The sequence below is a fragment of the Nonomuraea sp. NPDC049637 genome, from assembly GCF_040675235.1.
GTDB lineage: Bacteria > Actinomycetota > Actinomycetes > Streptosporangiales > Streptosporangiaceae > Nonomuraea.
This window is the reverse complement of the sequence record NZ_JBFAOM010000076.1, coordinates 1-11,800: the sequence shown is the minus strand read 5'-3', so window position 1 is coordinate 11,800 and position 11,800 is coordinate 1. Positions and strand designations below refer to the sequence as shown.

Annotated in this window: 9 protein-coding genes; 5 read left to right on the top strand and 4 right to left on the bottom strand. The window is 68.0% G+C overall.

The genetic code is table 11. The annotated features are described in order from the left end of the window. Nucleotides 1-214 precede the first annotated feature (214 nt). The gene (locus AB0J71_RS47385; RefSeq protein ID WP_364420871.1) at nt 215-2,179 is read left to right on the top strand and encodes a hypothetical protein; all 1,965 of its coding nucleotides are present in this window, start codon (nt 215-217) and stop codon (nt 2,177-2,179) included. 110 nt (nt 2,180-2,289) lie between these two features. Here the strand turns inward: AB0J71_RS47385 and AB0J71_RS47380 are convergent, their stop codons facing one another. Continuing rightward, complete coding sequence (locus AB0J71_RS47380) at nt 2,290-2,721, bottom strand: hypothetical protein (RefSeq protein WP_364420869.1); 432 nt, start codon at nt 2,719-2,721, stop codon at nt 2,290-2,292. A 1,447-nt stretch (nt 2,722-4,168) separates the two neighbouring features. After that, on the bottom strand, nt 4,169-4,453 hold the full coding sequence (locus tag AB0J71_RS47375) for a hypothetical protein (protein ID WP_364420867.1): 285 nt from the start codon (nt 4,451-4,453) through the stop codon (nt 4,169-4,171). A gap of 316 nt (nt 4,454-4,769) precedes the next feature. On the opposite strand from AB0J71_RS47375, the gene AB0J71_RS47370 reads away from it, so the two are divergent. After that, nucleotides 4,770-5,801 carry an RNA ligase family protein gene (locus AB0J71_RS47370; RefSeq protein WP_364420865.1) on the top strand — a complete coding sequence of 344 codons (1,032 nt, stop codon included), beginning with the start codon at nt 4,770-4,772 and terminating at the stop codon, nt 5,799-5,801. Nucleotides 5,802-6,029: 228 nt separating this feature from the next. Here the strand turns inward: AB0J71_RS47370 and AB0J71_RS47365 are convergent, their stop codons facing one another. Then, complete coding sequence (locus tag AB0J71_RS47365; RefSeq protein WP_364420862.1) at nt 6,030-6,956, bottom strand: hypothetical protein; 927 nt, start codon at nt 6,954-6,956, stop codon at nt 6,030-6,032. Nucleotides 6,957-7,674: 718 nt separating this feature from the next. Further along, nucleotides 7,675-9,111 (bottom strand): hypothetical protein, encoded by a 1,437-nt coding sequence (locus AB0J71_RS47360; RefSeq protein ID WP_364420860.1) that lies wholly within the window; start codon nt 9,109-9,111, stop codon nt 7,675-7,677. A 347-nt stretch (nt 9,112-9,458) separates the two neighbouring features. On the opposite strand from AB0J71_RS47360, the gene AB0J71_RS47355 reads away from it, so the two are divergent. From AB0J71_RS47355 to AB0J71_RS47345, 3 genes are read left to right on the top strand one after another with little or no spacing between them, the layout of a single operon-like run. Further along, the gene (locus AB0J71_RS47355) at nt 9,459-10,760 is read left to right on the top strand and encodes a recombinase family protein (protein WP_364420858.1); all 1,302 of its coding nucleotides are present in this window, start codon (nt 9,459-9,461) and stop codon (nt 10,758-10,760) included. Further along, the gene (locus AB0J71_RS47350; protein WP_364420856.1) at nt 10,757-11,416 is read left to right on the top strand and encodes a hypothetical protein; all 660 of its coding nucleotides are present in this window, start codon (nt 10,757-10,759) and stop codon (nt 11,414-11,416) included. Before AB0J71_RS47355 ends, AB0J71_RS47350 begins: the two co-directional genes overlap by 4 nt. Next, nucleotides 11,413-11,736: a hypothetical protein gene (locus AB0J71_RS47345; protein WP_364420854.1), complete on the top strand. Its 324-nt coding sequence runs from the start codon at nt 11,413-11,415 to the stop codon at nt 11,734-11,736. The genes AB0J71_RS47350 and AB0J71_RS47345 overlap by 4 nt, the downstream gene beginning before the upstream one ends. Nucleotides 11,737-11,800: the final 64 nt, after the last annotated feature.

Sequence of the window (11,800 nt, the reverse complement as noted above, 5' to 3'; positions counted from 1 at the left end):
ACAGCCCAAGCTGTCGCGACACACCCGACGTGGGAGGCATCGTCACGACCGCAACGGCGTCTACCGTGCCATGCGGAACACACCTGCGGCAAGGGGCATCCAACTGGCGAGAGCAGGCCTGCCTGCCGATCACCTGAGCCCTGCCCACCCCGAGCACATCCGGGCGCGGGCGGCGCCGCTTGGGTAGGGTCTGCGCTACTTGGGAGGCAAACACATGCCCGGATGGGACGAGACGGTGGCGGCCACCACCGCCAGCGAAGTGAGCAGGGCTCTGCGGGACCCGGCGCGGCGCTGGCTGGACCTGGCCGTGCCGAGCTTCCCCGCGGCCGCGGAAGAGCTCATGGCGTGGCTGGACGACCCCCGTGCCTTCGACAAGGAATTCCATCCGGCAGCGTTCAACTCGGCGATGCAGGACTACGATCACGCGGCCAAACAGGGCCTGGGCACGAAGGCGAAGAATGTCCTGAGCGCAGAGCTGGCGCATGTCCAGCGTGTGCTCACGCCGTTACGCGCCGGTGGCTGGTCGGGCGACCGGGCACCAGCCACATCCGCACTGCGCGCGCTGCTCGGCAAGCTGGACGATCACACGGTGCTCCGGGCGGCGTGGCGGGATCTATGGTCCAAGATCGACAAAAAGCAGACGTCGGCCGAAGCCATCGCGCCCCTTCGGGACGTATTTCTCGAGCTCGCACGCCGAGCAGGTCACTCCCTCGAGTTCGGCAGCGACTTCATCGCCATCCTCCAGGGCGTGCTGGCCGATGACAGCTCGGCTGTGACCGCCATGAAGGCCGCCCTCGGCGACATCCTCCCGGTCGAAGCCGGACGGCAGGATAAAGATTCCCCTGCCGCGGCCGGCCTGACGATCGATGAGCGGAACGCCCTGTGCGAGCGCTTTCTCGCCCTCCCCGCTCCAACGAGCTGGCACGTGGTCTGGCTGGTCTACGAAAGGGCCAGCATGCCGGTCATCTTCGCCGAACTGGGTGACATCTCCTTCTTCTCCAGCGAGTACGTGCCCGACGACGCGCAGGCCGCCTCGGCCAAGTGCAGCTCATACGCCAGGAACTGGACCACGACGGACGGCAAGGTCCTGGCCGAGATGCCCCACCGGCAAGGCGTGGTCAACGTTCGCGTCTTCCTCCCTGCACGCTTATACGCCGATCCGGTTACCGTCGCCCGCGACCATGTGGACGCGCTGGTCGCCGTCGGAAAGTTCCACGCCGGCATCGGGCACGGCGACTGGCACCTGGCCGAGGGCCACACCCACATCGGTCACGGGAGCTCTTCGGAACGGTACTTCCGGCTCGGCGCCGATGCCGCGCAACAGCATGTGGATCACAAACGCCGGTCGGTGGTGTTCAGCGCGATGGAGGCGTTCTGGAAGCAAAAGGACGGCTCGCCTTCCGTGGACGAGGACCGTCTGGCCGAAGCAGTCGAGCTGCTGCGCTGGTGGCAAGCCGCCCAGGAACAGGCCCCGTTGGCACGCGTGATAGCGGACGTCCGGGTGATCGAAACCGCCTCCTCACGCATCGGCCCCGGGAAGTGGCAGCAGCACCTGACCATGTTCCTGAAGCCCGTTTGGATCGTGCACTCCATGCACGGCCACCTGCGCGACACCCTGCATGAGGCTCTCGGCGGCGCATCGGATGGACTCGGCCCCCAAGCTCGCGAGCGACGCCAGGCGGTGGCCGCCGTGACGCGACGCACTGACGATTTCCCCTGGATCGGGCTGGTTCCCGGCACCACCCAGGCCGCCTTGACCGAGTTGCTGGACATCTACCCCGAACACCATCACACCCGGCGTCGCCTGCGCACCCTGGCCAGCCGCTTGGGCAACCATGACGCCTTCAACGAGTGGCGCGCATCGCTCGACACCCGCTGGACGCATCTGCTCGACAGGCTGGTACGCACCCGCAACGCGATCACCCACGGCGGCCCCGCGACCGGCGGCGCCGTACGATCCGTCGCCTTGTTCGCCAGCCAGCTCAGCGCCTGGGAGGTACAGCTCGCCCTGGAGGCCGCCTTGAAGAACATCAGCCATGAAGCAGCTCACCAGGACTTCAAGGCCGACAACGACCTCCTCAGCACGATCCACAACGCGGCCACGCCCGGGGATGTGCTCCACGATTCCGCAGTGCCGTCACCTCCCCCGCGTAGGTTACCGCTGCTCCAGGACGGCTGATCCTGGCCTTCAAACGCCACACCGTTCGATCGCGCCTTGGTCAAAGATCGATACCGCTCTCCATCGGTTCGCCGAGCTTTCACGCTTCCAGCTTTCCTGAGGTGTGGCTATTACGCCATGAGGGCGAACGTGACCGCTGGCAGCACATGCGCGAGCACCACGGCGGTCCCCGCCGACACCCCTGTGTGGAAGCTGATCTTCCACCACAAGGTGATCGACCCCATCACCAGCACCCACACCAGCATCACGGCCGCCGACGCCGTCACAACCCCAGGAGCGTCCAACACCGCGAGCACGGCCAGGCCCGCCACCACGGCGGCGAACCCTGCCGCCATCGGCCCCTTCCTCGACGCCCGCTCCACCAGGTGAATCGAATCCAGGCGGCCCCGCCGCACCCCGACCGCGATCACGGCCGCGGGGACGCCCGCGCACAACGCCGCGGCCAGCAGCCCCCACGCCAGTCCCCGCCACCCCTCTGCGAGCAGCCCGGCCGCCGGCGGCATGGCGATCGCCACGTACTGCGGGGCGAACACCTCCGTCACCGCGCGCGCGACAGCTTCACCACGTCGGGCCGCCTCTCCAGCCGCTTCCACGCCTTCCACACGCTGATCAGCCATTGCGCCTTCTCGGCGATCTCTGAGCCCTTGGACGCTCGAGGGAATGCTCCCTCAAACTGGTCAGGACGTGGTTGCACGCGTGTGCGGGTTTCGGGATGGTCCTTGAGCGTTACCACTGCGTCCGTCGTGCCGGGCGCCTACGATGGCGGTGTGCGACTCCAGCCCAAGGCGATCCGCCCGGCGCCACCACGGTGGCGAGCGGTGACGTGGCCCCTGGCGTGTCGCGCGCTGCTCATGGTGGTGATTGCGTTCTTCACCACAGTCTTCTCGCCCCCTGCCGGCAGGGCTGAAGCGCTTCCAGCGTCTCCGCTTGTACGCCAGTAACAGCGCTCTTCCTCGCCTTTGCCTTGGGCAGGGCGGGCTGGTGTGCCGCCATGGAGGAGCGCCGCAGTGGCATCGCCCGCCTTGCCCTTCCGGATCGGAAGAAGAGGGCGCATGCAGTGATCAACCTTATGCCGGACGCCCCGCTCTGGCTGCAGATCGTCGCCGCTGGGGGTATCCCTTGGGCGCTGGGGCGTTCCCTTGCACAGATCGCCAAGGAAACCGTCCCGGCTGGTAGTAGGGATCGAAAGGAGCTCTGGGAAATGCTCCTTGAGCACCGCCGGGCAGTAGTGGCGGCCCGCCGGGCGCATCGTAAGGCGAGGCGCCAGGAACGTCATGAACGGCGCCAGGACCGACGTGCGGAACGTGCGCGGCGGCGGCAGCTCCGATGGCAACGCCAGATCGAGACGCGAATCTGACGTTGATCCGCGCCATCGGCGCCGACAGTGGAGCGGGGTGACCTTCGGTTCGGGCAGGTTCAGCCGCTTGCGCAGTTCCTAGTTTCCGGGGTGAGCTGGCGGACCGCCCGGAGCAAGGCGGCCGGAAGGTGACCACCTTCTCGCTCAGCAGCGGCCATGACATGGATGTCGCCGCTGCTGAGCCCGCTGATCGATGATCTGTGCACGTGATCGGGCTAGGGAATGGGCCAGCGCCGACCTGCAGCTTGCGGACGTCAGCCTGTGACAGCACACCCGCGAGCGGCCCCGCCGAGGGCCAACAGGGAACATCGGCCAGCTGAAGAAGGCGGCAGCTCAGTGGCTCAGCCGGTGCGGGGCCTGGCCTGGTGCGGACGAGCGGATCCTCCGCGATGGCGGCCGTACGGCGTTCGCCTCGGGGGTTGCACGGTTCCCCATGCCGGCTAGAAATGCCAGATCGTGGGTTCGGCCAGTTTGTAGCAGATGTCCTCGCGGCCCCGCAAGCAGACGTTGCCGTTCAGGTACCCATCGGACCCAGGGCCCATCGTGTCCTTGAGGGGGCCGACGCTAGGACCTAAGAGTGGATTGCGCCCTTTCCAGTCTTTCGACGTTGCGGTGAGTGTGCGGATCTTCCACTAGCCGCTGCCGTCGCGCCCGCTTAGTGACAGCCAGAGTTCCTTGATTTCAGGTATGCGCTTCCACCTGGGGTTGATGCTGAGGATGGCGCATTTGGCGCGCCCCAGGCTGTATCCCTTGATCGTGCCGATCGGCTGGACCCGTCTGCCGGTCTGGGGCTGGAAGCTGTAGAGCATGTCGATGGGTGCGGTGATGCGGAGGGTGTAGCCGAGGCCGCATGGGTTGACGCTCGCGGAGGCCGGTGGGCCGAGGATGGCGAAGGGCATGATCAGTGCAGCCGCCAACGTGCTGGTGATCGCCCGTTGTCTTCTCAGGAGTTCTACATGCGTGCCTATTCGCCGCGTGCGTTGTTCGCGCGCCTTCAGAAGGTGGGGTGCGGGTGTCGTGGGATGAGATCGGAACACTGCTCGGCGCCCCGGCGGCTGCAGCCAAGGCGCATCCAGCGAGGAACCGGCGTGCTTTCAGAAGACCTATACCGGCTCGACTCCGGCTCGATCACTCGCCGGTACGACGCTGTCCGGCGGGCATCACAGGAACTCTTGACTACGTCTGTACCAAATAAGGGTTTTGCCCGATTCGGGTGGCCGATAGAAACCGGACGTGGCCACCCTCCCCGACCAGCACGTACGCACCCGCTTGCCAGTGCGGGCGCCGATCCAGCCGATGCTGGCCAAGGCCATGGATCACATCCCCTCAGGGCCCGCGGACGCCTGGGCATATGAGCCCAAGTTGGATGGTTTTCGCGGCATCGTCGTGGTCAACGGCGACCGCGGCGTGGATCTGCACTCCCGGCGCGGCGCTCGTCTCAACGAGACGTTCCCCGAAATCGTCTGGTCGGCGTTCGACCACGTGCCCGCCGGGACGGTGCTCGATGGCGAGATAGTCCGATGGGGTGCGTCCGGTCGCCTCGATTTCACAGCGCTGCACCGCAGGAACATCGCCGGGCGCCGCCGCGCCGCCAGTATGGCGCGAACCGAGCCGTGCCACTTCGCCGCGTTCGACGTGGTTCGCGTGCGTGGCCGGGACGTGTCAGGCCTGCCGCTGCGTGAGCGTCGCGCCCTGCTGGAGGAGCTGTTCGCGCCCATCCCGGCGGCCGGCGTGCTCGCCCTGGGCATGCACACCACCGACGAGGCTGAGGCTCGGATCTGGTACGAGACCTTGCACGTGGCAGGGGTCGAGGGGCTGGTTTGCAAGCCCACCCGCTCCACCTACGACTTCGGCGTCCGAGGCTGGGTCAAGGTCAAACGAAGGACCAGCTCAGACGCCGTCGTTGGCGGATACGTCGGCTCGCCACGGCGGCCGAGCGGGCTTCTCGCTCGGTATGACGCCGGCGGGCGGCTCCGCGTCGTCGGCCGCACCACCCAGCTGTCCAAGCAGGCCGCGGCCGAGCTCGCACCGTTGCTCACGCCAGCCGGCGCCGGGCACCCTTGGCCGCAGACGCTGCCGCCCGGGTGGGCGTCCAGCCCGTACGGCCAGCGTGACCCCATCAGCTATCACCAGGTCCAGCCGACGTTGGTTGTGGAGGTCCTGGTGGACACGGCGCAGGACTACGGTCACCGGCACCGGCACGCCGTCCGGTACCTGCGTGTACGGGCGGATTTGCATCCGATGCAACTGGACCCGATCGACTGAGCAGGCTATTGAGCCAGGTCAGCTTCACCGCGATCACAGTGTCTTCGAGCCAGACGCCTGGCTCTTCCTCGGCTTCTGAGACAGGCGCAACCATGTTGCATTAGAAGTAACACATGGCGGGCTTGTCTCGGCAGACGCGATCTTGATTGTGGCGCGACGAGCCGGACGCGGGCTGATGGCAAATCCACGAGACCTCCGCCGGAGATCACCCGTGCGCGGCAGACAAAGCTAGCGGATAAGAGTCACGAGGGGCAAGTTTGCCTCGATATCACAGATAGCCTTGCCGGGGTAATCCGTGAACAAAGGAAATCCCGCGTGAGCTTCGGCGTAAACCCAAGCTCCGACGTTCAGTGTGTAGATGCTGCCCGGAAGCATGGCCCATGCGACTGATATCGGATCACCTACCCCGAAGCCACCGTTGTCATGCGAGTAGCCGGGGTCGGCCCCACTACAACGTAGGCGCCATCGTTTGTCCGTAGCAGAGGTGACAAAAGTGTCGCCTCTCATCACCGTGATCTCTGTTCCTCCTTCGCTGGTGGCATCCGACCCGAAATTGCCCCCAGTGGCCAGGGCCTTCTCCTTTGTTGAGCGCAGCGCCCGGCCGACGGCTGCCACTTCTGTTTCCGTGCTGAGGACGACACCGACACCAGCGTGACCAGTGATCCAGGTGGCATCTCCTTCCGCACTACTGATGCCGGCATGGATCTTCGCTATCCCGGTCTCACGGCTTACTGATCTCGGTGCAAAATTCCCTCCGTCGCTGTCCTGCCAATGCCAGTCGAAGTCAAATGGTAGTCCGAAGAGTTCGAGCCCCTCACGGAGTTCGATGGTCACGGAACACGAGGAAGACGTGAGAGATGGCGAGCCGGTCGGCATGCCGCCGAGGTGACGGGAGTTCGTGCGTAGCGCCTCAAGTACGAGCGCAGCGTCGGGATGGTTTGCCAAACGTTCGGCCAGCGCTTTATTGGCATCACGCAAGGGTTTGAGCTGCTCGGCCTCATCTGCGCGCCTGCGGGTGATCGCTTCTCGGTGGCGCGCTATCATCTGCGCGACCGACTGCTCGACACACTGGCGTTGATCCGCTGTGAGGCTCGGGTTGATATTGATTACAGGCGCGGGATCTGTGTTGTCCACCGCGGGAACAAAGGAAGCCATGGATACCTCCGTTTGACTTTTCGAGCGACTGCGGCCGTAGAGTCGAGCAGACATCTGGCAGGGTGTGTCATCGGCCTCTCCCTACCGTTCCAAGATCCGACGCCCTCACTATGGCGCCTCAAAATAGAGTCATATCCACCGGATAGCATTCCCATACTGAGGCACGGGTATATAGATCACAAATAGCGTTGAGAGTCGATCTGATTTCATCGTTCAACGGTGCTCACGGTTGCGCAGAGGGCACACGTGGGGTCCTGGTCAGCCGGCGGCACGCCAGCGACGAAACCGCTCGACCCGCTACTGGTACACCAGAGTCAACGAGTAGGGCCCGACCTCGACGCAGGAGCGCCGTTCCTGCTACTCCGGATATACCCGGTGCCACAGCGTCGAGAAGCGATGCGATTTCAGGCGGGCGGTGGGGCAGAGCATGCCGCCGCCGCTCCACTTCAAGCGAGAGAATACCTCGCGCTTGGAATACAGCAGTGTTACCAGCGCCGCGCACCGACCTCGACCCCGCGGGCGTGGTCGAGCCTCACGTGGCCGGCTGACTCCGGAACCGCTCAGGTGGCCGAAGGAGAGGTGGTCGCCGCCGCTTCCGTCCTCGGCGCGGCGGCGTGCCTCTCCCACCGGCGGCGGGACGACAGGTAGCGATGCCGGCGCTCCGATGATCGGGAACGATACGCCCACAGTGGCCGGGCAGGACTTGTGTTCTGTCGGGTCAGCCGGACGCCCCCCGTTTCTGCGGTATTGCGGCACCCCGATGACGACCGTCGGTCGAGGCCGCCTGCACCACCGCGGCCAAGCGAGCACCGAACCGCACCTCCGCTTCCTTCCGCTCGCGCGTGGTGAGTCGGGCGTCCACCCCGACGGCGCCGTCCACCTGCAAGGCTGTGCTGAGCGCCGTCTCCGCAGCCCACAGGCGGGTCCTCAGGTGCGGCCCGGCCACCGGGGCGTCGGCCAGAGCGCGCAGGTCAGCTGCGACCGCGCGGGTGCCGTCGACGTCCCATTGGTAGCCGCTGGCGCCCTGCTGCACGACCTGCTGCAGGATGTCGGCGGCCAGGCGCAGCAGCTCAGGTTCCGGGCACTTCTCGGCGCGGGCGGCGTTGTCGATCTCGTTCTGCACGGCCCGGGTGACCTCCTGGCGGTGGTCGTGCACCAGGACCCAGTCCGCGCGGGTCATGGTGTCGTCGCCGGCGGCGCCTGCCAGCAGGGCGTGGGCGTGGGCCCAGCGGCGGGCCAGCCGGGCGTGCATCGGCTCGACCGGGTCGGCGAGGAGCGGCGGGATCTCCTCCAGGACCTGCAGCACTGTCACGTCCTCGTCGGCGACGAAGCCGGTCAGGTCGATGTCGCTGGACGTCCTCCAGGTGGTCGTGTCGATCGGCCAGCCCGCCCGGCCGGACTGCTGCAGGTCCATCACCTTGCCCGCGCGGTGGTGGGCCGGCTCGGTGTACGGGCTGCCCGTGGTCACATCCCGGGCCAGGCGCACCAGGGCGTGCCGCCACCAGTCCCGCTCGGCGATCTGCGGGCTGTGCTCGCCGTACTCGAGCGCGTGCTCGCCGAGCTGGTCGACGTCGTCGGGCGGGGCGAGCTGCACCGCGGCGGTGGCAGAGCGGCGGCCGCGCATCATCACGGCGTGCTGGGCGGCCTTGGCCAGGTTCTCCAGGTCCTCGGCGGTCAGGCCGCCGGCGGGCGGGCGGGCGAAGAGCAGGCGGGTCAGCAGCACCGCGTGCTCGGCGTTGCAGCGGACCGGGTAGACGGCGACCCGCGGGCAGGAGACCGGGGCGTACCGCCAGGTCCCGGACAAGGCCAGGGCGATGGCGGCCCGGTCCTGGTGCCTGAGCAGGTCGTACTGGTCACGCCCGTCAGCCACGGGGTCGAGGGTCACCGTCACCAGCACCCACACGGCGGCAGCCGGGTCGTGGTCGAGGGCACGGCGGGCATCGTGGGACGCCAGGTCCCCGGAGTCCTGCCGCGTGTAGATCTCTGCGCTGGTCCGGATGACCGTCAGGACCGTTTCGATGTCATCGCCGGGCTTGATGAGTCCTGCTTGTCGCGCTGCATCGATGAGGCGAATGGCTGCGGCGTGCGAGATTCCGGCGACTGTGGCCACGGCGCGGGCCTGCTCGCGGCGGGCGGCGCTGCTGTTCTTCGGCATGGATGTCGTCCTGTTCCGGCATGGCGCCCACGCTGCCTTGCCGTCGACGATTCGCATGCGAACGGCGGGTAAGTCCGAGACACCGCGGGCCCGAGGGACCTTTGCCGACGACGCCATCGCCAGCGTGGGTGGCGGTGGCAGCGACGAGGAGCGTGCGCGTCCTGACTCCAGTGACCACCGTAGCGGCCGGTTCGGACAATTTCATGGGGGTGGGACGTTGTCGGTCCGGCCTTCCGCGGGAGGAGGGAACCGACGATCGGGATACCGCGCCGACGGCCTGCGTTCGGATGACAACGACAACCGTTTGATGAACGCACGGCGGAGGCCAGGGAGGGCGACAGGGGCGCGTGGGCCACTCGAGCGCGTCATGCTCAGATGGCCATGATGAGGTTCATCTTCCAAGCGCGTCCGATGCGCTCATCGGCCTGGTCCAGGTCAGCAGCGACCGTCAGAACACCATCCGGCAGCACGAGGCCCTCGACCCGGTGTGCCGGAGAATTGTCGAGGAGCCGACCAGCGGCAAGCTCGCCATCGACGACCGGCCAGAGCTGCTGGCCGCGCTGTCGCATCTGCGGGACGGCGACCTGCTGGACGCCCAGGAGGTCGACCGGCTCGGCCGTAACCTGCTGGAGGGGCTGATTGTCCTCAGCGAGTTGTTCCAGCGCGGCGTCGGCGTCAAGGTGGTGGAGGGCGTCGCCGCCGGCGAGCACACCGAGCGCTCCCTGCTCCTGGATCTGGCCCTGGCACTGGCACAGGATCGACGCCGCAACCATGCCCGCAACACCAAAGACGGCCTGCAGGCGGCCCGCCGCCGCGGCCGGGTCGGTGGCCGCCGGCCCGTAGTCGACGCCGACAAGCGCGCCGCCATCCTGGCCCGCCGCGAACGCGGTGAATCCATCCGCTCCATCGCCGCCGGCGTGAAGGTCTCCGTCGGCGTCGTCCACAAGACCCTGACCGAAGCCAAGCAGGCAGCCGTACTCGAGACACCGAACGCAGATGCCGCCCCGGGGTCCGCCGGGGCAGCCCGGGTTATGGCTACCCCCGCTGCCCTCGCCGAGCCGGATGAGGAAGAGGGCGGCGTGAAGACGCTGTCTGGCCTCCTGGCCGATCTGGCGGACGAGCTCGACAGCGAACTGCAGGGCAATCCTGGTGTGGCGCTGGCCGTACCGGCCGCGGAGTTCCTGACCGTGTGGGAGCGGCAGCGCGGCGACGGTGACCTGAGCGACGGTGACCTGATGGAGGCGTCTCGGGCGGCCTGGCCGGTGCTGGAGGCGCTGGCCAACGACCGGCAGACACCCCCCAGCGCGCCGGCCCTCACCGCTGTGGCCGATCGCTTGGCCGATCGTCTCCCCCGCGTGCCTGAACGCGAAGGCCAGTCCCCCGCCGCCACCGCCGGCACCGGCCAGGCGGCAGATCGCGGCGGGCCCGGCGAGCCGTTGCATGCCCTGCTGGCAGGCTCGCGCCCCGGCGCGGCGGTGACGTTGGAGCGGCTGCACCATGACACGCATCTGATCATCGTGGACGGGCAGCGGGCCGGTTGGGCCGACCACGACGGTGCGGCCTGGCGCGTCCACGGCGACGCGGGGCTACCCACCTGGTTGATGGCGACCTGGCGCAGGTCCTTGCCGACGCGCTGCGCACAACGGTGAGCACCGAGGGCGTGCGCGACCACCTGGGCCGGCTGCTGGAGCTGGATCCTGCCTCGCTGGCGTCCTGGTCGCTGCTGCGCGGCCGCGTCCTAGGGCGGGAGGACGTCATCGTGCGGGGCCGCTGCGTCGGCTGGCTGCAAAAGGACCGGACAGGCCGCTACGTCGCCTGCACCCATCGGGGCCCGGTCCAGGGGTCGGCCAGCACCAGCAAGGTGCAGACCGCCATGGCGCTGTTCGCGGCGCTGTACGCGCCGGCGCCGCTGCCCGATCTGCCCGCGGCCGCCCACACTGCCCGCCGCGCCAAGGCACGTTCCAAGAACGAGCGGCCGATCTGTCCCTACACCCAGGCCCAGCTGGCCGCCGCCGCACTCAACCCGCCTCGCCAGGACGGCGGCTACCGGGTCGTGGTCGACGACTACGGCGACCCGATCGTCCTGGGCACCGTCCGCCGGACCACCATCGGCCGCGCCGGCACGCGCTGGCAGGCATTCACCCCCGACGGCCGGACCGTGGCCCGCGCCCAGACCCGCACCGCCGCCATCGACGCCATGCTGGCCATCCCCGGCCCTCTGTTCGGCGATCCCGCCGGCACCGTCCTACATGACCTCACTCACCTCACTGGCCTCACCGCAGGCGTCATCGGAGGCACGCGATGACCAGCACGAAACCCTCATCCCGGCCCACGGCCGCGGCCAAAGCGCTGACCGCCTGGACCGAGCTCAACGACCGGCAACAAGGCACCCTGGCCGTGATCTACAGCTTGGACCAGGCAGCCGAGCAGGAGCACCAGCAGCGTGGAGCGCGCGGTGACTTCGATCCGCGCCCGGCCTCGCAGTGGCGGGCGCTGGAATTCGCGCACGACCCGGCCGACCGCCGCCTGTTCGGACGGACCACGATGCAAGTGCGCCTGGCCGCCGCCGGATGGGACAACCAGGGCAACGGGTCGGGCCCTGCCCCCGAGGTGTGGACACCTTGAGTACCGGATGATGGAGATCCGGAGACAAGGAGTTCCACGTGGCGATGAAGTCGTATCCGCCGGA

What these genes read in the sequence shown, in the direction of transcription:
- AB0J71_RS47360 (WP_364420860.1), bottom strand. Translation starts at nt 9,111, where the DNA reads ATGCCGAAGAACAGCAGCGCCGCCCGCCGCGAGCAGGCCCGCGCCGTG.
- AB0J71_RS47385 (WP_364420871.1), top strand. Translation starts at nt 215, where the DNA reads ATGCCCGGATGGGACGAGACGGTGGCGGCCACCACCGCCAGCGAAGTG.
- AB0J71_RS47345 (WP_364420854.1), top strand. Translation starts at nt 11,413, where the DNA reads ATGACCAGCACGAAACCCTCATCCCGGCCCACGGCCGCGGCCAAAGCG.
- AB0J71_RS47365 (WP_364420862.1), bottom strand. Translation starts at nt 6,956, where the DNA reads ATGGCTTCCTTTGTTCCCGCGGTGGACAACACAGATCCCGCGCCTGTA.